Origin of the sequence: Streptomyces sp. SDr-06, assembly GCF_003324565.1 — a bacterium.
Lineage (GTDB): Bacteria > Actinomycetota > Actinomycetes > Streptomycetales > Streptomycetaceae > Streptomyces.
Map to the genome: position 1 here is coordinate 171,255 of NZ_QOLA01000012.1, position 20,761 is coordinate 192,015.

Consider the following 20,761-nt stretch of genomic DNA (forward strand, 5'->3'; position numbering starts at 1 on the left):
GCGCATACAGCCAGCAGGTTCATACCCACCGAGCGCTACGGATCATAACTATCCGTGGGAACGCATTGATCGGGGCATGGGCGCACAAGGGGCGCACGCGGCTCGCGCCCGGGCGGTGCGCGCCGAGGGCGACTAGGTTCCCCTCATGACGACCACCGCATCCAGGCACCCAGAGGACCCCGGGCAGCTCTCGTTCCCCCGGCACTCAGCACGCACCCAGCGTTTCACGCTCGGTGCGCCCCGCGCCTTCACCGTGTCGCCCGACGGCGAGCGGATCGTCTTCCTGCGCTCGCCCTCGGGCACCGAACGCAGCAACCGGCTCTGGGTACTCGACCTGGTACGCGGTGGTGCGGAGCGGATCGCGGCGGACCCCGGCGCACTGCTGGGCGGCCAGGGCGAGCGGCTGTCCGCCCAGGAGCGGGCGCGCCGCGAACGCAGCAGGGAGGGTTCGGCCGGAATCGTCGGCTATGCCACCGACGCGTCCGTCGAACTGGCCGCCTTCGCCCTCTCCGGACGGCTGTTCACCGCGGAGCTGCGGGCCGGGACGGCCCGCGAACTGCCCGTGCCGGGGCCCGTGCTCGACCCGCGCCCCTCGCCGGACGGACGCCACGTGGCCTATGTGACGCGGGGCGCGCTGCGGGTCGTGGGGGCCGAGGGCGACGGCGACCGGGCGCTGGCCGAGCCGGAGTCGCCCGAAGTGACGTACGGGCTGGCGGAGTTCATCGCCGCCGAGGAGATGTCCCGCTCGCGCGGCCACTGGTGGAGCCCCGGCTCGGACCGCCTGCTGGTCGCCCGCGCGGACGACGCCCCGGTGCGGCGCTGGTGGATCGCCGACCCGGCCCACCCGGAGCAGCGGCCCGCCGAGGTCGCCTATCCGGCCGCCGGAACGCCCAACGCCGAGGTGCGGCTCTTCCTGTACGCGCTCGACGGGACCCGTGTGGAGGTGGCCTGGGACCGGGCCCGCCACCCCTATCTCGCCCGGGTCCACTGGTCGTCGGACGGGGCGCCGCTGCTGCTCGTCCAGTCGCGGGACCAGCGCACCCAGCTCCACCTCGCCGTGGACCCCGCCTCCGGCGCGACCCGCACCGTGCACGTCGACGAGGACGCCGACTGGCTCGAACTCCTGCCGGGCGTCCCGGCCTGGGCGCCCGACGGCCGGCTGGTCCGGATCGCCGACGAAGGCGGGGCCCGGGTCCTGGCCGTGGGCGACCGGACGCTGACCGGACCGCAGTTGCACGTCAGGGCGGTGCTCGACATCGGCGCGAGCGACGTACTGATCTCCGCGTCGGCGGGCGCCGAGGCCGCCCCGGCCGGGTCCGGTGCTCCCGGAATCGGCGACATCCAGGTGTACCGGGTCAACGAGCTGGGTACGGAACGCGTCTCGGACGGCGCGGGAGTCCACTCCGCCGTGCGCTGCGGGGCGATCACGGTCCTCAGCTCCACCCGGCCCGACCGGCCCGGCACGGCCGTCAGGGTGCTGCGGGACGGCAAGGAACTGGCCAAGATCGCCTCGCATGCCGCCACCCCGGGCCTCTCGGTGCGGCTCCGGCTGGCCGAAGGGGGCGCACGGCGGATCCCGTGCGCCGTGCTGCTCCCCACCGGCCACCGCGAGGCGGACGGGCCGCTGCCCGTACTCATGGATCCGTACGGCGGGCCGCACGGACAGCGGGTGCTGGCCGCGCACAATGCGCACCTCGCCTCGCAGTGGTTCGCCGACCAGGGCTTCGCGGTGGTCGTCGCCGACGGCCGGGGCACCCCGGGCCGCTCCCCGGGTTGGGAGAAGTCGGTCAGGGACGACTTCACGCTCGCCCTGGACGACCAGATCGAGGCGCTGCACGGCCTCGCGGGCACCTACCCGCTGGACCTCGGCCGGGTGGCGATGCGGGGCTGGTCCTTCGGCGGCTATCTCTCCGCCCTCGCCGTGCTGCGCCGGCCCGACGTGTTCCACGCGGGCATCGCGGGGGCGCCGGTGACGGACTGGGAGCTGTACGACACGCACTACACGGAGCGCTACCTGGGGCTGCCCACCGAGAACGCCGACGTGTACGCATCCAACTCGCTTGTGCACGAAGGCCAGTTGGTGCGGCCGGCGGACCCGGCCCGCCCCCTGATGGTCATCCACGGCATGGCGGACGACAACGTGGTGGTGGCTCACTCCCTGCGGCTGTCCTCCGCGCTCCTGGCGGCCGGGCACCCCCATGAGGTGCTCCCGCTCACGGGCGTGACGCACATGACCCCGCAGGAGCAGGTCGCCGAGAACCTGCTGCTGCTCCAAGTCGACTTCCTGCGCCGCTCGTTGGGCCTCGCGCGAAGCTAGTTGACGGTCGGACGGGCCGCCTCACGCGACCCGTCCGACCCACGGCACCCGCACGGCCGTACGGTGCTCACCATGGCATGTCCGTATATCGGCGCGGGGTCCGCCAAGTTGCCCCTGTGTTACGGAAGTTGATGGCCTTTTAGCGCCAGATTCCGGATATGACGGAAGCCTGTCAAGCACGCGTCCGCACCAAAGAATGAAATCTTGGGCCAAGATACGCGCCGACTTCGCCCCGGCCCGCTCAAACCCCTTGACGCGTGTCTCCGCACGGATGAATCTTCCGGTCAACAAATGACGCCACTCGGCGCTGCTGAATCCTTCCGGTGCGGGGGGCAATGCGAAATGACGAGTTCCACAAGAGCTGCCATGGAGCCAACCGATCCACTTCCCGAAGAGGGCGACGGGCCCGGCTCGGCGGGCGGGATCGAAGCAAAGACGGGTGAACTTGTCGGACGCTCTCCCGGGCGGCTCGCATGGATCCGTTTCAAACGCGACAAGGTCGGAATCCTGTGTGCCTTTACGGTTCTCGGATTCATCCTGGTCGCACTGGCCGCTCCACTCATCTCCAAGCTCTACGGCAAAGATCCTTATCAGCTGTACGGGCAGGACCGCGGGCTGCTGAACAGCTACGGCATTCCGCTCAAGCCCAACGGCGGGATCGACGGCGACTTCTGGTTCGGCCTGGAGCCGAGGCTGGGCCGCGACGTGTTCACGCTGCTGATCTACGGCATCCGCACCTCGCTGCTCATCGCCCTCGCGGTCACCGCGGTCGCGGTGGTCATCGGGGTCCTCATCGGGCTGGTCCAGGGGTACCTGGGCGGCCGCGCCGACTACTTCCTCGGCCGCTTCTCGGACCTGATGCTGTCGTTCCCGCAGCAGTTGTTCTTCATCGCCTTCACTCCGGTGATCGTGGCCCTGTTCGTCTCCCCCACCGAGGAGGAGCCGACCTACGTCAGGGTGGTCGCCCTGATCCTGGTGCAGCTCATCCTCGGCTGGATGACGATCGGCCGGCTGATCCGCGCCCAGGTCCTCTCGCTGCGCGAACGCGAGTTCATCGAGGCGGCCCGGCTCAGCGGCGCCTCGGGCTGGCGGATCATCCGCAAGGAACTGCTGCCCAACATCTGGTCGACGGTGCTTGTGCAGGCCACGCTGCTGCTCCCGGTCAACGTCACCGCCGAGGCGGGCCTCTCCTACCTCGGCGTCGGGGTCCACAGCCCCACTCCCGACTGGGGCCTGCTCTTCCAGTCCGGAGCCACGTACTACGACTCCGATCTCACCTTCATGTTCTTCCCCGGCATCGCGATGGTCGTCTTCGTCGTCGCGTTCAACCTGCTCGGGGATTCGGTCCGGGACGCGCTCGACCCCAAGACCGTCCGCTGAAGTCCGATCATCCTGACAGGCAGGAATCCATGAGAATAAACAAGGCGCGCCAGGCCTCCGCGGTTCTGGCGGTCGGGGCACTGGCGCTGACGGCCGCGTGCAGCAGCGGCGGCGCCGGCGACGGCGGCAAGAGCAACGGCCCGGGCAAACAGGCCGAGGTCCAGAACTTCGGCGTGGGCACCAAGGCCGACTCCGCCGGCCCGGCCGTCGCGGTCGACGGCGCCAAGGCGGGCGGCACGGCCTACAGCCTCGACCAGGCGGGCTTCGACTACCTCGACCCGGGCCAGCAGTACGTGAGCGACCAGCTCTCCGTGCAGCTGCTCTACAACCGCTCCCTGACCGGCTACAAGATCGACCCGAAGACCGGCAAGACGGTCGTGGTCGGCGACCTCGCGACCGACACCGGCACCCCGTCGGACGGCTCGAAGACCTGGACGTACACCCTGAAGGACGGGGTGAAGTTCGAGGACGGGACGCCGGTCACCACGAAGGACATCAAGTACGGCATCGAGCGGCTCTTCGCCGACTACGAGACGCAGGGACCGCAGTACGTCCAGAAGTGGATCTACGGCCCCGACTACCGCAAGAAGTACGCCGGTCCCTACGACGGCAAGGAGATCCCGGACTCGCTGATCTCCACGCCCGACGACAAGACGATCGTCTTCCACTTCCTCCAGCCGCACGCGGACACCCCGTACGCCATGGCGATGCCCAACATCTCGCCGGTCCCCAAGGCCAAGGACGACAAGCAGAAGTACAACAACCACCCGGTCTCCACCGGCCCCTACAAGATCGCCGACTACAAGCCGGGCAAGTCGCTGTCCTTCGTGCGCAACACCAACTGGGACCCGAAGACCGACCCGATCCGCAACGCCTACCCCGACAAGTGGGAGTTCCAGCTCGGCATCCAGGAACCCGGGCTCACCAACCGCCTCGCCGCGGACACCGGCACCGACAAGTACGCCATCAACATGTCCCAGTCCGCCGACCCGTCGAAGATGCAGACGCTGACCGGCGACCCGCAGTACAAGAGCCGGACGGTGAACGAGTACCAGCCCTACGTCGAGGCGTTCAACCTCAACACCAAGCGGATCACCAACCCGAAGGTCCGCCAGGCGCTGCAGTACGCCTTCCCGCTCCAGCAGGTCCAGCAGGCCATGGGCGGCGGCGCGCAGGGCGACATCGGCACCTCGCTGCTCAGCCCGACCGTGTCCGGGTACAAGAAGTTCGACCCGTTCGGCAAGCTCGCCAAGCCGATGGGCGACCCCGAGAAGTCCCTCCAGATCCTGAAGGACGCCGGAGTCGCCACCCCGTACAAGATCTCGCTGGCATACGCGAACACCCCCAAGTGGGACAACGTGACGCTGACCATCCAGAAGGCGCTGGAGAAGGCCGGCTTCCAGGTGGACCGCAAGGCCGTCGACCCGACCTCGTACTACACGGTGGTCGGCAAGCTGAGCACCCCGTACGACATGTACCGCACCGGCTGGGGCGCCGACTGGCCCAACGGTTCCACGGTCGTGCCGCCCACCATGGACGGGCGCAACCTCGCGGACGGCACCAACAACTACCCGTTCCTGAACGACCCGAAGGTCAACTCCGAGATCGACCGGATCAGCATGATCACGGACCTGCCCAAGCAGGCGGCCGAGTGGGAGAACCTCTCCGAATACGTGCTGCAGACCGACTCGGCACAGATTCCGTTCCTCTTCGACAAGTACTTCAACGTGTACGGTTCCGGCCTCGGCGGCGTGACCTACAACCAGGTCTACGGAACGATCAACCCGAACACGATCTTCGTCAAGCAATAGCACCTGCGGCTCGGCGTTCCCGGCCCGGACCGGGCCGGGAACGCCGCATAGCGACGGAAGAGTCAGCCGATGTTCCGTTTCCTTGTGCGCCGCGTGCTCGGTGCCATGGTCATCCTGGTTCTGATCAGCATGATCACCTATTTCCTCTTCTTCTTCCTGCCCTCCGATCCGGCACTGCTTTCCTGCGGAAAGCAGTGTGACGCGCAGAACGTGGCCCTGATCCGCAAGAACCTCGGGCTCGACCTGCCGATCTGGACCCAGTACTGGCATTACATGGTGGGCATATTCGCCGGCCGCCACATGCCCATCGGCGACTGCCCGGCCCCCTGCTTCGGCTACTCCTTCGCCAACCAGCAGCCCGTCTGGGGCACGATCTCCGACAGCTACCCGACCACGCTGACGCTGGCCGTCGGCGGCGCGGCGGTCTTCCTCACCGTCGGCGTCTCGCTCGGCCTCGTCTCGGCCTGGCGGCAGGGTACGGTCTTCGACCGGATCGCCAGCTCCGCCTCGCTGCTCGGGCAGTCGGTGCAGATCTACTTCATCGGACCGCTCGCGATCCTGCTCTTCTCCACCAAGCTGGGCTGGCTGGACCGCGGCCACGACGTGGACTGGAAGCACGACGTCCTGGGCTCCGTCTCCGGGATGATCCTGCCGTGCCTGGTCCTCTCGGTGATCTTCTGGTCCAACTACAGCCGCCAGACCCGGTCGTTGATGGTCGAGCAGCTCTCGGAGGACCACATCAGGGCGGCCCGCGCCAAGGGCATGTCGTCCCGGTACGTCTTCCTGCGGTACGCCCTGCGCGGCGCGATGGCCACCATCATCACCATCTTCGGCGTGGACCTGAGCGCGGTGCTCGGCGGCGCGATCATCACCGAGGTCACCTTCGGCCTGCACGGCCTCGGACTGCTCTCGGTGGAGGCCGTGCTCCGCAGCGACCTGCCCCTGGAGATGGCGGTCATGCTCATCGGCGCCACCCTCATCGTCGTCTCCAACATCGTCGTCGACCTCGCGTACGCCTTCATCGACCCCCGGATCAGGCTCAGTTGAGGCCCGCAGACCTCCAGGAGAACCGCCCGTGTCCACGTTGAGCCAGACCGCGGCCGAGCCGGCCGCACAACCGGCCTCCGCCTTCCTCTCGGTCCGGGACCTGTACGTCCACTTCGCCACCGAGGACGGCACCGTCAAGGCCGTCGACGGCCTCTCCTTCGATCTGGAGCGCGGCTCCACGCTCGGCATCGTCGGCGAGTCGGGCTCCGGCAAGTCGGTGACCAACCTCGCGGTCCTGGGGCTGCACAACCCGCGCAACACCACGATCCGGGGCGAGATCCTGCTGGACGGGCAGGAGCTGACCGGCGCCACCGAACGGCAGCTGAACCGGCTGCGCGGCAAGAAGATGGCGATGATCTTCCAGGACTCGCTGGCCGCGCTCTCGCCCTTCTACACGGTGGGCCGGCAGATCGCCGAGCCCTTCATGAAGCACACCGGCGCCTCCCGCCGCGAGGCGCGGTCGCGGGCCGTGGACATGCTGCGCAAGGTCGGCATCCCGCAGCCCGAGCTGCGCGTCGACGACTACCCGCACCAGTTCTCCGGCGGCATGCGCCAGCGCGCGATGATCGCGATGGCGCTGGTCTGCGACCCGGAGCTGATGATCGCGGACGAGCCCACCACGGCGCTCGACGTGACGGTCCAGGCGCAGATCCTCGACCTGCTCAAGGACCTCCAGCAGGAGACCGGGGCGGCGATCATCATCATCACCCACGACCTGGGGGTGATCGCCAAGACCGCCGACGACGTGATGGTGATGTACGCGGGCCGCTGCGTGGAGCGCGGCACCGTCAAGGACGTGATGCACCGGCCTCAGCACCCCTACAGCTGGGGGCTCATCAGCTCCATCCCGCGCCTGGACTCCTCCGTGGAGACCCCGCTGGTGCCGATCCCCGGCACCCCGCCGAGCCTGCTCTCGCCGCCACCGGGCTGCCCCTTCCATCCCCGGTGCGGCTTCAGCGACCAGGTCGCGGGCGGCGCCTGCCACACCGTCCGCCCCGAACTCCCCGAGCACCAACGGCGTGGCGCCGCCTGCCACTTGACGGACGAGCAGAAGGAGTCCGTCTTCACCGAGCAGATCCGCCCCCGGCTGCGTTGAGAAGGATGCGGGACATCGCCATGAGTGAGAAAGCCACCAGCGTCGCCACGGCCCGGGACACCGTGCCCGCGCCCCGGCCCGCCGACGGCGCGCCGCTGCTCGAAGTCACCGGACTGGTCAAACACTTCCCGATCACCATGGGGTTCCTCGTCAAACGGCACGTCGGCGACGTGCGCGCGGTGGACGGCATCGACTTCAGCATCGGCCGGGGCGAGACCCTCGGCCTGGTCGGCGAGTCCGGCTGCGGCAAGTCGACCACCGGGCGCCTGGTCACCCGCCTCCTCGAACCCACCGCCGGGCGGATCGCCTACGCCGGCCGGGACATCACGCACGCCAACCGCCGCGCCCTCGCGCCGATCAGGTCCGAGATCCAGATGATCTTCCAGGACCCGTACGCCTCGCTCAACCCGCGCCAGACGGTCGGCAACATCATCGCCAACCCGATGGTGGTCAACGGCATCAAACCGCCCGGCGGGATCGAACGGCGGGTCCGCGAGCTCCTGGAGACCGTCGGCCTGAACCCCGAGCACTACAACCGCTTCCCGCACGAGTTCTCCGGCGGCCAGCGCCAACGCATCGGCGTGGCACGGGCGTTGGGCATGGGACCCAAGCTGATCGTGGCCGACGAGCCGGTCTCCGCCCTGGACGTGTCGATCCAGGCGCAGGTGGTCAACCTGCTCCAGGACCTCCAGCGGGAGCTCGACATCGCCTTCCTGTTCATCGCGCACGACCTGGCGATCGTGCGGCACTTCTCGCAGCGGGTCGCGGTCATGTACCTGGGCCGGATCGTGGAGGTCGGCGACCGCGAGTCGATCTATCGGCGCCCGCGCCACCCGTACACCCACGCCCTGCTCTCGGCCGTGCCCGAGGCCGTGGTGGAGGAGGAGGGCGAGGGGCGCGAGCGCATCCGGCTCGCCGGGGACGTGCCCTCGCCCGTGAACCCGCCGTCGGGCTGCCGCTTCCGTACCCGGTGCTGGAAGGCGCGGGACAAGTGCGCCGACGAGACGCCGCCGCTGGTGCGGATCGAGGGGAACCGGGAGGGGCATCTGACCGCGTGCCACTTCCCCGAGGAACCGACGGTCACGGCTCGGGACGAGGACGTGGTCCTCGACCCCGCTCTCGCCGCGATCGAGGAGGCGACGGACACCGCCCGTTGACCCGAGTTCGTAGTGCCTCCGCTCGGAGCCGGGGCCCGCGCCCGCACACCCCGTGTTCACCACCGCGGGCGCGGCCCTTGGCGTACAACCCGCCACCACGCCCCCAAGGGGCCTCGAACCTTGGCGTGCGGCCCACCACCACGCCCCCAAGGGGCGCGGGGAACTGCGCGATCAGCCCCCACCGGCCCGCGGCCGAAGCGCGACCTCACCCCGCCGGTGGCACGACCCGCTTCTCCTCCGCGAAGTGGCAGGCCGAGGGGTGGTGCGCCGGGCCCTCCACGTGCCGGAACTCGGCCGGCACCGCCAGCAGCGGCACCTCCTGTGCACACCGCTCCCGCGCCTTCCAGCAGCGGGTACGGAAGCGGCAGCCGGACGGCGGGTTCGCGGGCGAGGGCACGTCGCCGGTGAGGATGATCCGCTCGCGGTGCTTGCGCGCGGAGGGGTCGGGCACCGGCACCGCGGAGAGCAGCGCCTGGGTGTAGGGGTGGGTGGGGTGGTCGTAGATCTGCTCGTCGCGGCCGATCTCGACGATCCGGCCCAGGTACATCACACCGACCCGGTCGGAGATGTGCCGCACGATCGACAGGTCGTGCGCGATGAAGACGTAACTGAGGGAGAACTCGCTCTGGAGGCGGTCCAGCAGGTTGACGACCTGGGCCTGGACCGACACGTCGAGTGCGGAGACCGGTTCATCCGCGACGATGATCTGCGGCCGGAGCGCCAACCCCCGTGCGATGCCGATGCGTTGACGCTGGCCGCCGCTGAACTGGTGCGGGTAGCGGTTGATGTACTCCGGGTTCAGCCCGACCACGTCGAGCAGGTCCTGCACCTTCCTGCGGCGGTCGCCCTTGGGAGCCACCTCGGGGTGGATCTCGTACGGCTCCCCGATGATGTCGCCGACCGTCATGCGCGGGTTCAGCGAGGTGTAGGGGTCCTGGAAGACCATCTGGATGTTGCGGCGCACCGCCTTGAGGGCGCGGCCCGACATCCGGGTGAGGTCCTCGCCCTTGTACATGATCTGCCCGGCCGTCGGGCGCTCCAGGTTGACCAGCATCTTGGCGACCGTCGACTTGCCGCAGCCGGACTCGCCGACGATGCCCAGCGTCTCGCCCGCCGCGAGGGCGAAGGAGACCCCGTCGACCGCCTTCACCGCGCCGACCTGCTTCTTGAAGAGGAGGCCCTGGGTCAGCGGATAGTGCTTGACCAGCTCCCTGACCTCCAGAATGGCCTCAGCCATCGAGGGTCTCCTTCCAGAAGAAGCACGCGCTCTGCCGGTCGGCGCCCACCTCGAACAGCGGCGGTACCTCGGTGCGGCAGATGTCCTGGGCCATCGGGCAGCGCGGGTTGAAGGCGCAGCCGGGCGGGATGTGCATCAGGTTGGGCGGCAGTCCCTTGATCGCGTACAGCTCCCGGCCCTTCTGGTCCAGGCGCGGGATCGAGGCGAGCAGTCCCTTGGTGTACGGGTGGGCGGGCTTCTGGTAGATCTCGTGCACCGGGGCCTGCTCGACGATGCGGCCCGCGTACATCACCGCGATCTTGTCCGCGACGTCGGCGACCACGCCCAGGTCGTGGGTGATCAGGATCAGGCCCATGTCGAGCTCGCGCCGCAACTCGGCCAGCAGGTCCATGACCTGGGCCTGGACGGTGACGTCGAGGGCGGTGGTCGGCTCGTCCGCGATGATCAGGGAGGGCTCAAGTGCCATCGCCATCGCGATCATGATGCGCTGGCGCATGCCGCCGGAGAACTGGTGCGGGTACTGCCCGACCCGCTCCTTGGCGGCCGGGATGCGCACCCGGTCCATGAGCTCGACGGCCCTGGCCCTGCCGTCCTTGCGCGACATGCCGCGGTGGACGGTGAACATCTCCGAGAGCTGGTCGCCCACGCTGAGCACCGGGTTCAGCGAGGACAGCGCGTCCTGGAAGATCATGGCCATCCCGGAGCCGCGGACCTTGCGGCGCTCGTCCTCCTTGAGCTTCAGGAGGTCCTGGCCCTTGAACAGGATCTCGCCGCCCGTGATCCGCCCGGGGGGCATGTCGAGGATGCCCATCACGGCCTGCGCGGTGACGGACTTGCCGGAGCCCGACTCGCCGAGCACGGCCAGGGTCTCGCCCGCCCCGACCGCGTAGTCGACCCCGTTGACGGCCTTGGCGACCCCGTCCCGCGTCCTGAACTCCACCTGGAGATCGCGCACTTCGAGCAGCATGGCGTCCAACTCCTCAGCGCAGCTTGGGGTCGAGGGCGTCGCGCACCGCGTCGCCGAGCATGATGAACGCGAGCACCGTGACCGCGAGGGCCCCGGCCGGCCAGAGCAGCATGTGCGGGGCGTTGCGGATGTACTGGGAGGCGGCCGAGATGTCGATGCCCCAGGAGACGGTGGGCGGCTTGAGGCCGACGCCGAGGTAGGACAGCGTCGCCTCCAGGGCGATGTAGGTGCCGAGCGCGATGGTCGCCACGACGATGACGGGGGCGACCGCGTTGGGCGCGATGTGGCGCAGCAGCATGCGGGAGTTGGAGGCGCCGAGCGCCCGCGCCGCCTGCACGTAGTCGTTCTGCTTGGCGGTGATGACCGAGCCGCGCGCGATGCGGGCGATCTGCGGCCAGCCGAGCAGGATCATGAAGCCGATGACCGGCCAGACGGTGGAGGAGGTGACCACCGACAGGAAGACCAGGCCGCCGAGGACGACCGGGATGCCGAAGAAGATGTCGGTGACGCGGGAGAGCAGCGCGTCCCAGCCGCCGCCGAAGAACCCGGCGAGCCCGCCGACGAAGGAGCCGAACAGGGCGACGCCGAGAGTGGTGCACACGCCGACGGTGACCGAGGTGCGGGCCCCGTAGACGGTCCGCGTGTAGACGTCGCAGCCCTGCCCGTTGTAGCCGAAGGGGTGGCCGGGCTGGGAGCCCTCCTGGGCCTTGGCGAGGTCGCACTTCAGGGGGTTGCCGTCGGCGATCAGGGAGGGCCACAGGGAGATGACGACCAGGAACAGGATGACGAGCGCCGAGATGATGAAGACGGGGTTGCGCCGCAGGTCGCGCCAGGCGTCCGACCACAGCGAGCGGGGCCGCTCGCTGGGCCCGGTGCCGAGCGGGCCGCCCGGAGTCCGCTCCAGGGTGGTGGCCTCGCTCGCGGCGAGGTCCATCGCGCCGCCGGCTCCCGTTCCGGCGATCGCTCCGTCGTCATAGGGCTCAGGCATAGCGGATCCTCGGGTCGAGTACGGCGTACAGGAGGTCGACGATGAGGTTGGCGACCAGGAAGACCAGGACGAGCACGGTCACGAAGCCGACCACGGTCTGGGTGCTCTGGCGCAGGATGCCCTGGTAGAGCTGGTAGCCGACGCCGTGGATGTTGAAGATCCGCTCGGTCACGATCGCGCCGCCCATCAGCGCTCCGACGTCGGTGCCGATGAAGGTGACGACCGGGATCAGCGAGTTGCGCAGCAGGTGCCGGGTGATCACCCGGCGTCTTGGCAGCCCCTTGGCGACGGCGGTGCGCACGTAGTCGGCGCGCGCGTTCTCGGCGATCGAGGTGCGGGTGAGCCGGGTGACGTACGCCAGCGACACGGACGCCAGCACCAGCCCGGGGATGAGGAGTTCGTTGAACGGCGCCTCGGGCGAGACGGTCGGTCTGATGACCCCCCATTCGACGCCGAGCAGCAGCTGGAGCAGCAGGCCCGTGACGAAGACCGGGATGGCGATGACGACAAGGGTCAGCATCAGCACCACCGTGTCGACGGGCCGCCCGCGCCGCAGCCCGGTGACCACGCCCAGGCTGATGCCGATGACGATCTCGAAGAGGATCGCCACGATGGTCAGCCGGATGGTGACGGGGAACGCGGCGGACATCAGCTCGGTGACCTTCTGCCCGTTGAACGCGGTCCCGAAGTCGCCGGTGAACACGTTCCCCATGTAGGTCAGGTATTGCTGCCAGACCGGCTTGTCGAGGCCGAACTCCCGCTTGAGCTGGGCGGCGGTGGCGGGGTCGCACGCCTTGTCGCCGCAGAGCCCGGCGATCGGGTCGCCCATCACGTTCACCATGAGGAAGATCAGCAGCGTGGCCCCGAAGAAGACCGGGATCATCTGGAGCAGACGCCGGATCACATACCGTCCCATGAGGCCCTCCGGGGGTCGTCGGAACTCATCTGGGCGGTGGCCCGGCGCCGGTGCCGGGCCACCGCCCTACGGCGTCAGCCGACCTTGATCTGGTCGTAGACGGGGACGCTGAACGGGTTCAGCGCGACATGGGAGATACGGTCCGAGTAGCCGGCGCTGCCGTTCTGGTACCAGAGCGGAATGGCCGCCATCTGGTCCCGTACGACCCCCTCGGCCTGCTGGAAGTCGGCGACCGCCTTGGCCTTGTCCGTCTCGGCGTTGGCCTGGTCGACGAGCTTGTCGAAGTCGGCGTTGGTCCACTTGCCGTCGTTGGAGGAGGCGCCGGTGTAGTACAGCGGCTGGAGGAAGTTCTGGATCAGCGGGTAGTCCATCTGCCAGCCCGCCCGGAAGGGGCCGCTCATCTTGGACTGGGTGATCTGGCTGCGGAAGTCGGCGAAGGTGCCGACGGGTCCGCCGACGCACGCCCTGTCGTTGCCGAGCGCGTTGTTGACGCTGTTGCAGACCGCGTCGACCCACTCCTTGTGCGAGCCGGTGTCCGCGTTGTACGAGATCTTCAGCTGCCCGCCGGGGATGCCGCCGCCCTCGGTGATGAGCTTCTTGGCCTCGGCCGGGTTGTAGGAGCAGGCATCCCCGCACAGCCCGGCCTGGTAGCCGCCGGCGGCGCCGAGGACCGGGGAGGTCCAGTCGGTGGCGGGGGTGCGCGTCTTCTGGAAGATGGTCTCGGTGATCTGCTGCCGGTTGATCGCCATGGAGATGCCCTTGCGCACCTTGGCCGCGTTCGGGGTGTTCCAGGCGGCGTCGTAGTACGGGAAGGCGAGCGTCTGGATGATGCCGGCCGGGGTGTTGATGTACCGGTCGCCGAGGTCGGCCTTGACGTTCTTGAGCTGGGAGGCGGGCACGTCGTCGACGAGGTCGAGGTTGCCGGCCGTCAGGTCGGTGTAGGCGGTGTTGTTGTCGGTGTAGACCTTGAGGTCGATCCCGCCGTTCTGCGCCTTGTCGGGGCCCATGTACCCGGCCCACTTGCGCATCGACAGCTTGGAGCCCTTGGTGTACGAGTCCACCGTGTACGGCCCGTTGCCGACGGGCTTGGACAGCCAGGCCGCGTGGTTGTCGAAGAAGGCCCTCGGCAGCGGGGCGAACGCGGGGTAGCCGAGGGTGTCGGGCCAGGTGGAGAACTTCTGGTTGAGCTTGACCGTGAAGGTCTTGTCGTCGACGACCTTGAGACCGGACATGGTGTCGGCGGACGCGCTGCCGCTCTTGGGGTGGATCTGGTCGTAGCCGTCGATGTAGGCGAACATCGAGGCGTTCTTCTGGTTGTTCTTCAGGTTCGCGCCGTAGTTCCAGGCGTCCACGAAGGACTTGGCGGTGACCTTCTCCCCGTTGGAGAACGTCCACCCGTCCTTGAGGGTGATCTTGAAGTTCTCCGAGTCCGACGTCTCGATCTTGTCGGCGAGCATGTCCTTGGCCTCGCCGGTCTTCGGGTCGTACCGCTTGAGACCGCGCATCAGCATGTCGAGGACCTTGCCGCCCTGGACCTCGTTGGTGTTGGCGGGCTCCAGCGGGTTCTGCGGGTCGCCCCAGGAGGAGCTGACGATCCCATCGGCACCACCGCCGCCGCCGCTTCCCCCTCCACCGCAGGCCGTGGCCGCCAGGGCGACGACCACCGCAGCTGCGGCCCACTTGGCGTGCGTGGCTCCGCGCATGGAGTCCTCCTAGGGTTCCGCTTGAGTCCCAAGTCTCACTTAGGCCCAAATATCACCCCATGAGCGCAGATGCCGCACCTTTACCAGCGCCGTACGGGCGCACGAACGGGTGGGCCCGCGATTCCGGTCAGGAACCGCGGGCCCACCTGTTGGTGAACGCGTCAGGCCGCGCCGACCACGTCCTTCTCCTCGGCGAAGTGGCATGCCGACTCGTGCGCGACCGGGCTGTCCAGACCCTGGAAGCGCTCCGGGATCGCGAGCAGCGGGAGCTCGGTCGAGCAGCGGTCCTCCGCCTTCCAGCACCGGGTGCGGAAGCGGCAGCCCGACGGCGGGTTCGCGGGCGAGGGGACGTCACCGGTGAGGATGATCCGCTCGCGGTGCTCGCGCGCATCGGGGTCGGGGACCGGAACGGCCGACAGCAGCGCCTGGGTGTAGGGGTGCGTCGGGTGCTCGTAGATCTGCTGGTCGGTGCCGATCTCGGCCATCTTGCCGAGGTACATCACGCCGACCCGGTCGGAGATGTGCCGCACGATCGACAGGTCGTGCGCGATGAACACGTACGACAGGTTGAACTCGTTCTGCAGCTTCTCCATCAGGTTGATCACCTGGGCCTGGACGGACACGTCCAGGGCGGAGACCGGCTCGTCGCAGATGATGATCTCGGGGTTCAGCGCGAGGCCGCGGGCGATGCCGATGCGCTGGCGCTGACCGCCGGAGAACTGGTGCGGGTACCGGTTGATGTACTCCGGGTTGAGGCCCACGACGTCCAGGAGCTCCTGGACCTTGCGGCGCCGGTCGCCCTTGGGAGCCACCTCGGGGTGGATCTCGTAGGGCTCCCCGATGATGTCGCCGACCGTCATGCGCGGGTTCAACGACGTGTACGGGTCCTGGAACACCATCTGGATGTTGCGGCGGACCGCCTTCAGCGCGCGCCCGGACAGCTTGGTGATGTCCTGGCCCTTGTAGAAGACCTCGCCGGCGGTCGCCCGCTCCAGCGTCATGAGCAGCCGGGCGACGGTGGACTTGCCGCAGCCGGACTCGCCCACGATGCCCAGGGTCTCGCCCTGGTACAGGTCGAAGGAGATCCCGTCGACGGCCTTGACCGCGCCGACCTGCTTCCTGAACAGGATGCCGCTGGTCAGCGGGAAGTGCTTGACCAGATTGCGGACCTGGAGGATCGGCTCGCCCCGGTCGACCGGCGCGTCGAGGATCGCCTCGACCTCACTGGTCGTGGAGGCGTCCGCCTTGACGACGTCGGTGACGTTGGGGGTGGCGTCCACGGCCTCGTCCTTCTTGTCGAGCTCAGCCATGGATCGTCTCCTTCCAGAAGTGGCAGGCGCTGCCGCGGCCGACCAGATCGGTGCCGTCCTGCTCGGTCACCGGCAGCAGGGCCGGGACCTCCTCGCGGCAGATGTCCTGCGCCTGCGGGCAGCGCGGGTTGAAGGCGCAACCGGTCGGGATCTTCAGGAGGTTGGGCGGCAGCCCCTTGATCGCGTACAGCTCCTGGCCCTTCTGGTCCAGGCGCGGGATCGAGGCGAGCAGTCCCTTGGTGTACGGGTGCGCGGGGCGCTTGTAGATCTCGTGCACCGGGGCCTGCTCGACGATGCGGCCCGCGTACATCACCGCGATCTTGTCCGCGACGTCGGCCACCACGCCGAGGTCGTGGGTGATCAGGATCAGGCCCATGTTGTACTCGCGCTGCAACTCCGCGAGCAGGTCCATGACCTGGGCCTGGACGGTCACGTCGAGCGCGGTGGTCGGCTCGTCCGCGATGATCAGGTCCGGCTCCAGGGCGAGCGCCATCGCGATCATGATGCGCTGGCGCATGCCGCCGGAGAACTGGTGGGGGTAGTCGGTGACCCGGGCCTTGGCGGCCGGGATCTTGACCTTGTCCATCAGCTCGATGGCCTTGAGCTTGGCGTCCTTGCGGGACAGCCCCTGGTGCACCTGGAACATCTCGCCGAGCTGGTAGCCGACGTTCAGCACCGGGTTGAGCGCGGAGAGCGCGTCCTGGAAGATCATCGCGATCTTCCGGCCACGGATCTTGCGGCGCTCCTCGTTGGACATCTTGAGCATGTCCTGGCCGTGGAAGAGGATCTCGCCCTGCGGGATCTTCCCCGGCGGCATGTCGAGGATGCCCATGATCGCCTGGGCGGTCACGGACTTGCCGGAGCCGGACTCGCCGAGCACGGCGAGCGTCTCGCCCGCGTTCACCGAGTAGTTGACACCGTTGACCGCCTTGGCCACGCCCTCTCGGGTGTGGAACTCCACGTGCAGGTCACGGACTTCGAGCAGCGCGGCGGACTCGTCCCCGTTGGGACGCTGGGCCGGAACGTCGAGGGTCTTGTCGATGATGGTCACGTACGCCCTCCTCAGCGCAGCTTGGGGTCGAGGGCGTCGCGCACCGCGTCGCCGAGCATGATGAACGCGAGAACGGTGAGGCTCAGCATGCCCGCGGGGAAGAACAGTGCGTGCGGGGCCGTGCGGATCACGCGCTGGGCCGACGAGATGTCGATGCCCCAGCTGATCGTCGGGTCCTGCAGACCGATGCCGAGGTAGCTCAGCGTCGCCTCGGCGCCGATGTAGCCGCCGAGCGCGATCGTGGCGACCACGATCACCGGGGCGACCGCGTTCGGCAGGATGTGCCGGAGCATGATCCGGAAGGTGCCGGCACCGAGCGCACGGGCCGCGGTGACGTAGTCGGCGGCCTTCGCGGTGATGACGGCGCCGCGCATGACACGGGTCATCTGCGTCCAGCCGAGCACCGCGAGGGCGAACACCACGGTCCACACGGTGCGGTTGGTGAACGCGTTGAGGATCACCAGCGAACCGAGGAGCAGCGGGATGCCGAAGAAGATGTCGGTGACGCGCGAGAGCACGGTGTCGACCCAGCCCCCGAAGTAACCGGCGATCATGCCGGTGATGCCACCGACGATGGTGACCGCGGCGGTCACGCAGATGCCGACGGTGATCGAGGCCCGGGCGCCGTAGAGCGTACGGGCGTAGATGCTGCGGCCCTGACCGTCGTACCCGAACCAGTCCGGCTGGAACAGGTGGCCCCAGTTCGGCGTGGTCAGGTAGTGGTTGCGCAGGTCACCGGCGCGCGGGTCCACCGAGGTGAACAGGCTCGGCGCGATGGAGATCGCGATGAGCAGCACGATGAGCAGCGCCGACAGGATGAAGACCGGGCGGCGGCGCAGGTCGCCCCACGCGTCCGACCAGAGGCTGCGCGGCTTGTCGACCTGGTCGGCCGGGGCGTTTACGGCCGCCGATCCGGGGACCGAGGTCTTCTCGATGGTGTCAGGCATACCGGATCCTCGGGTCCAGGACCGCGTAGAGCAGGTCGACGATCAGGCTGGAGAGGAGGTAGACGACGACCAGGACGGTCACGAAACCGACCACCGTCGCACCTTCCTTGCCGTTGATGGCGCGGTAGAGCGCGTTTCCGACACCCTGCACGTTGAAGATGCCCTCGGTGACGATCGCGCCGCCCATCAGGGCGCCGAGGTCGGTTCCGAGGAAGGTCACCACCGGGATCAGCGAGTTGCGCAGCAGGTGGCGGGTGATGATGCGGCTCTTGGGCAGACCCTTGGCGACGGCGGTGCGGATGTAGTCCGCGCGCAGGTTCTCGACGATCGAGGTGCGCGAGAGCCGGGCCACGTAGGCGAGCGACAGCGAACCGAGCACGATCGCCGGAAGCATCAACTGGCTGAGGTCCATGGAGTCCTGGACGGTCGGCGTGACCCATCCGAGACCGTCCGCGAAGATCGCCTGGAAGACGTAGGCCAGGACGAAGATCGGCACGGAGATCACCAGGAGGGTGATGACGAGGACGAGCTTGTCCATGAGCTTGTTGCGGCGCAGGCCGGACAGCACGCCGAGCAGCACGCCGAGGACGAGCTCGATGCCGAACGCCATGAGCGCGAGCCGGACCGTGACCGGCAGGGCCTCGCTCATCACGTCGGTGACCTTGCGGCCCGACATCGTCATGCCGAAGTCGAAGTGGGCCAGGTTGGACAGGTAGTCCCAGTACTGCTTCCACAGCGGCTGGTCCAGGCCCAGTTGGTGCTTGATGGCGGCGAGCTGGGCGGGGTCTGCCGCTTTGTCGCCCCACATGGCTCTGACGGGGTCGCCCGGCAGGGCGTACACCATCAGGAAGATGAGCAGGGTCGTCCCGAGGAATACCGGGATCATCTGGAGCAGTCGCCTCGCGACATAACGCCCCATGGTGCCTCCATAGATGGGGTCGGCGCGACGGCGGCCGGACCGCTCCCCTCAAGGGTAGAGGGGAGCGACCGGCCGCGTCTTCACTGTGCCTGCCCCGCGATTGCGGAGCTTGGGGGTGGGCCGGATGCCGACCTGGTTACTTCTTCTTGACCTCGACCTGGGTGAACACCGGGTCACCGAAGGAGTCGTACTTCACGTTCTGGACCTTGTTCGACCAGCCGGCGTTGGTCTTGTAGTACCAGAGCGGGATGGACGGCATGTCCTTGGCGAGCACGCCCTCGGCCTGCTGGTACAGCGCCACGGTCTGGTCGACGTTGGTCGCCTTGTCGGCGTCCTTCGAGAACTTGTCGAACTCCGGGCTGGAGTACAGCGAGTCGTTCGCCGAGGCGCCCGTGCCGTAGATGTCGCGCAGGAAGTTGGCGTTCAGCGGGTAGTCCTGCTGCCACGCCGACCGCATGATGCTGGTGACCTTGTGACCGTCGATCAGGTCACGCGCGGTCTTGAAGTCGGGCTTCGGGTCGCCGGTGCACTCGACGCCGGTGGCCTGGCGGATGGAGTTGCAGACCGCGTCCACCCACTCCTTGTGACCGCCGTCGGCGTTGTAGAGGATGGTGACCTTGTTGTTGGGAACGCCACCGCCCGCGGCGATGAGCTCCTTGGCCTTGGCCGGGTTGTACGTGCAGGCGTCGCCACAGGCGCCCTGCTTGTAGCCGGCGACACCCGGGGCGACCCAGCTGTCGGCGGGCTGACGCGAACCCTGGAGCACCGTCTTGGTGATGGTGTCGCGGTCGATCGCCATCGAGAGACCCTGGCGGACCTTGGCCTTCTCGGGGGCCTTCCAGCCGGCGTCGTACATGGCGAAGGCGATGGAGGTGATGCCACCCATCGGCTGGTCGACGGCGCGGTTGCCGAGGTCCGCCTTGTACTTCGGGAGGTCGGTCGGGTCGACCTGGTCCAGCACGTCCAGGGTGTCCGAGGTGAGCTCCTTGTAGGCAGCCTCGGCCTGGGTGTAGTTCTTGAAGACGATGCCGCCGTTCTTCGGCTTGTCGTCGCCCTTGTAGCCGGCGTACGCCTTCAGCGTGACGGCCTTGTTGTGCTCCCAGCTGACGAACTGGTAAGGGCCGTTGCCGATCGGGGACTCGCCGTACTTCTTCGGGTCGGTGAAGAAGGCCTTCGGCAGCGGCGAGAAGGCCGTGTAGCCGAGCTTGTACGGGAAGTACGAGACCGGGGCGGTCAGGTCGATCTGGATCGTCTTGTCGTCGATCGCCTTCAGACCGGACATCTTGTCGGTCGTCGGGTCGCCCTTGCCCTTCTCGGGGTGGACGTCGGTGTAACCGGCGATGTCCGAGAACCAGTTGGAGTTGACCTGGTTGTTCTTGGTGTTGGCCGACCAGTTCCACGAGTCCACGAAGGACGAGGCGGTCACCGGGGTGCCGTCGTGGAAGGTCCAGCCGGACTTGATGGTGATCTTGTAGTGCTGGGAGTCAGTGGTCTCGATCTTCTCGGCCATCTGGTTCCGCAGCTTGCCCGTCGTCGGGTCGTAGTCCGTCAGCCCGCGGAACAGGTTCTTGACGATACGGCCGCCGCCGACCTCCATCGCGTTGGCCGGCTGCAACGGGTGCTGCGGCTCGCTGCTCTGGTAGCTGTAGACGCCCTGGGCGTCCACCGCGGCCTTCGCATCGGAGCCGGAGCCGCTGCCGCCACCGCAAGCGGTGGCGCCCAGGGCGATGATTGCCGCTCCCGCGACCCACTTGGCGCTCGTAGCACCACGCATGGGTTTCCTCCTCATGAGTCCACTTGTCACTACAAGAGGGGTACTTCTACGCGCGCTGACACCCCTGACAGCGCTCTGACGTCAAGTACCCCGAGTGTGCTCGTGAGTCGGCACTCCCCACAGTGCGTGACCCATTGACCC

16 protein-coding genes are annotated in these 20,761 nt (G+C 68.3%); 6 read left to right on the forward strand and 10 right to left on the reverse strand.

The window, feature by feature from the left end; translation table 11 throughout:
* Nucleotides 1-145: 145 nt before the first annotated feature.
* From DT019_RS23855 to DT019_RS23880, 6 genes are all read left to right on the forward strand, one after another.
* Complete coding sequence (locus DT019_RS23855; protein WP_114038929.1) at nucleotides 146-2,317, forward strand: prolyl oligopeptidase family serine peptidase; 2,172 nt, start codon at nucleotides 146-148, stop codon at nucleotides 2,315-2,317.
* A gap of 342 nt (nucleotides 2,318-2,659) precedes the next feature.
* Nucleotides 2,660-3,697 carry an ABC transporter permease gene (locus tag DT019_RS23860; protein ID WP_114038930.1) on the forward strand — a complete coding sequence of 346 codons (1,038 nt, stop codon included), beginning with the start codon at nucleotides 2,660-2,662 and terminating at the stop codon, nucleotides 3,695-3,697.
* 29 nt (nucleotides 3,698-3,726) lie between these two features.
* Entirely contained in the window at nucleotides 3,727-5,508 is a 1,782-nt protein-coding gene (locus DT019_RS23865) for an ABC transporter substrate-binding protein (RefSeq protein ID WP_114038931.1), read from the forward strand.
* Between the two features lie 69 nt (nucleotides 5,509-5,577).
* Nucleotides 5,578-6,555 (forward strand): ABC transporter permease, encoded by a 978-nt coding sequence (locus tag DT019_RS23870; protein ID WP_114038932.1) that lies wholly within the window; start codon nucleotides 5,578-5,580, stop codon nucleotides 6,553-6,555.
* 28 nt (nucleotides 6,556-6,583) lie between these two features.
* Entirely contained in the window at nucleotides 6,584-7,651 is a 1,068-nt protein-coding gene (locus DT019_RS23875; RefSeq protein ID WP_114038933.1) for an ABC transporter ATP-binding protein, read from the forward strand.
* Nucleotides 7,652-7,671: 20 nt separating this feature from the next.
* Complete coding sequence (locus DT019_RS23880; RefSeq protein WP_114038993.1) at nucleotides 7,672-8,808, forward strand: ABC transporter ATP-binding protein; 1,137 nt, start codon at nucleotides 7,672-7,674, stop codon at nucleotides 8,806-8,808.
* A 205-nt stretch (nucleotides 8,809-9,013) separates the two neighbouring features.
* Here DT019_RS23880 and DT019_RS23885 read toward each other — a convergent pair whose 3' ends face one another.
* The 10 genes from DT019_RS23885 to DT019_RS23930 all read right to left on the reverse strand — a co-directional run bounded on the left by DT019_RS23885 (nucleotide 9,014) and on the right by DT019_RS23930 (nucleotide 20,620).
* Complete coding sequence (locus tag DT019_RS23885) at nucleotides 9,014-10,045, reverse strand: ABC transporter ATP-binding protein (protein ID WP_114038934.1); 1,032 nt, start codon at nucleotides 10,043-10,045, stop codon at nucleotides 9,014-9,016.
* The gene (locus tag DT019_RS23890; protein WP_114038935.1) at nucleotides 10,038-11,012 is read right to left on the reverse strand and encodes an ABC transporter ATP-binding protein; all 975 of its coding nucleotides are present in this window, start codon (nucleotides 11,010-11,012) and stop codon (nucleotides 10,038-10,040) included. The genes DT019_RS23885 and DT019_RS23890 overlap by 8 nt, the downstream gene beginning before the upstream one ends.
* Before the next feature lie 13 nt (nucleotides 11,013-11,025).
* Nucleotides 11,026-12,000 carry an ABC transporter permease gene (locus DT019_RS23895; protein WP_114038936.1) on the reverse strand — a complete coding sequence of 325 codons (975 nt, stop codon included), beginning with the start codon at nucleotides 11,998-12,000 and terminating at the stop codon, nucleotides 11,026-11,028.
* A complete protein-coding gene (locus DT019_RS23900; protein WP_114038937.1) occupies nucleotides 11,993-12,916 on the reverse strand; it encodes an ABC transporter permease in 924 nt (307 codons plus the stop codon). The genes DT019_RS23895 and DT019_RS23900 overlap by 8 nt, the downstream gene beginning before the upstream one ends.
* A 74-nt stretch (nucleotides 12,917-12,990) precedes the next feature.
* Nucleotides 12,991-14,619: an ABC transporter substrate-binding protein gene (locus tag DT019_RS23905; protein WP_114038938.1), complete on the reverse strand. Its 1,629-nt coding sequence runs from the start codon at nucleotides 14,617-14,619 to the stop codon at nucleotides 12,991-12,993.
* 161 nt (nucleotides 14,620-14,780) lie between these two features.
* Nucleotides 14,781-15,929: an ABC transporter ATP-binding protein gene (locus DT019_RS23910; protein ID WP_114038939.1), complete on the reverse strand. Its 1,149-nt coding sequence runs from the start codon at nucleotides 15,927-15,929 to the stop codon at nucleotides 14,781-14,783.
* Nucleotides 15,922-16,980 (reverse strand): ABC transporter ATP-binding protein, encoded by a 1,059-nt coding sequence (locus DT019_RS23915; RefSeq protein ID WP_114038940.1) that lies wholly within the window; start codon nucleotides 16,978-16,980, stop codon nucleotides 15,922-15,924. The genes DT019_RS23910 and DT019_RS23915 overlap by 8 nt, the downstream gene beginning before the upstream one ends.
* A gap of 11 nt (nucleotides 16,981-16,991) precedes the next feature.
* Entirely contained in the window at nucleotides 16,992-17,927 is a 936-nt protein-coding gene (locus tag DT019_RS23920) for an ABC transporter permease (protein WP_114038941.1), read from the reverse strand.
* A complete protein-coding gene (locus DT019_RS23925; protein ID WP_114038942.1) occupies nucleotides 17,920-18,846 on the reverse strand; it encodes an ABC transporter permease in 927 nt (308 codons plus the stop codon). Before DT019_RS23925 ends, DT019_RS23920 begins: the two co-directional genes overlap by 8 nt.
* Nucleotides 18,847-18,982: 136 nt before the next feature.
* Entirely contained in the window at nucleotides 18,983-20,620 is a 1,638-nt protein-coding gene (locus tag DT019_RS23930) for an ABC transporter substrate-binding protein (protein ID WP_114038943.1), read from the reverse strand.
* Nucleotides 20,621-20,761: the final 141 nt, after the last annotated feature.

Bases quoted from the DNA above. Each gene is read 5' to 3' on its own strand.
- DT019_RS23920 (WP_114038941.1), bottom strand. From the start codon at position 17,927: ATGCCTGACACCATCGAGAAGACCTCGGTCCCCGGATCGGCGGCCGTA.
- DT019_RS23895 (WP_114038936.1), bottom strand. From the start codon at position 12,000: ATGCCTGAGCCCTATGACGACGGAGCGATCGCCGGAACGGGAGCCGGC.
- DT019_RS23860 (WP_114038930.1), top strand. From the start codon at position 2,660: ATGACGAGTTCCACAAGAGCTGCCATGGAGCCAACCGATCCACTTCCC.
- DT019_RS23905 (WP_114038938.1), bottom strand. From the start codon at position 14,619: ATGCGCGGAGCCACGCACGCCAAGTGGGCCGCAGCTGCGGTGGTCGTC.
- DT019_RS23900 (WP_114038937.1), bottom strand. From the start codon at position 12,916: ATGGGACGGTATGTGATCCGGCGTCTGCTCCAGATGATCCCGGTCTTC.
- DT019_RS23870 (WP_114038932.1), top strand. From the start codon at position 5,578: ATGTTCCGTTTCCTTGTGCGCCGCGTGCTCGGTGCCATGGTCATCCTG.
- DT019_RS23880 (WP_114038993.1), top strand. From the start codon at position 7,672: ATGAGTGAGAAAGCCACCAGCGTCGCCACGGCCCGGGACACCGTGCCC.
- DT019_RS23855 (WP_114038929.1), top strand. From the start codon at position 146: ATGACGACCACCGCATCCAGGCACCCAGAGGACCCCGGGCAGCTCTCG.
- DT019_RS23890 (WP_114038935.1), bottom strand. From the start codon at position 11,012: ATGCTGCTCGAAGTGCGCGATCTCCAGGTGGAGTTCAGGACGCGGGAC.
- DT019_RS23910 (WP_114038939.1), bottom strand. From the start codon at position 15,929: ATGGCTGAGCTCGACAAGAAGGACGAGGCCGTGGACGCCACCCCCAAC.
- DT019_RS23930 (WP_114038943.1), bottom strand. From the start codon at position 20,620: ATGCGTGGTGCTACGAGCGCCAAGTGGGTCGCGGGAGCGGCAATCATC.
- DT019_RS23925 (WP_114038942.1), bottom strand. From the start codon at position 18,846: ATGGGGCGTTATGTCGCGAGGCGACTGCTCCAGATGATCCCGGTATTC.
- DT019_RS23865 (WP_114038931.1), top strand. From the start codon at position 3,727: ATGAGAATAAACAAGGCGCGCCAGGCCTCCGCGGTTCTGGCGGTCGGG.
- DT019_RS23885 (WP_114038934.1), bottom strand. From the start codon at position 10,045: ATGGCTGAGGCCATTCTGGAGGTCAGGGAGCTGGTCAAGCACTATCCG.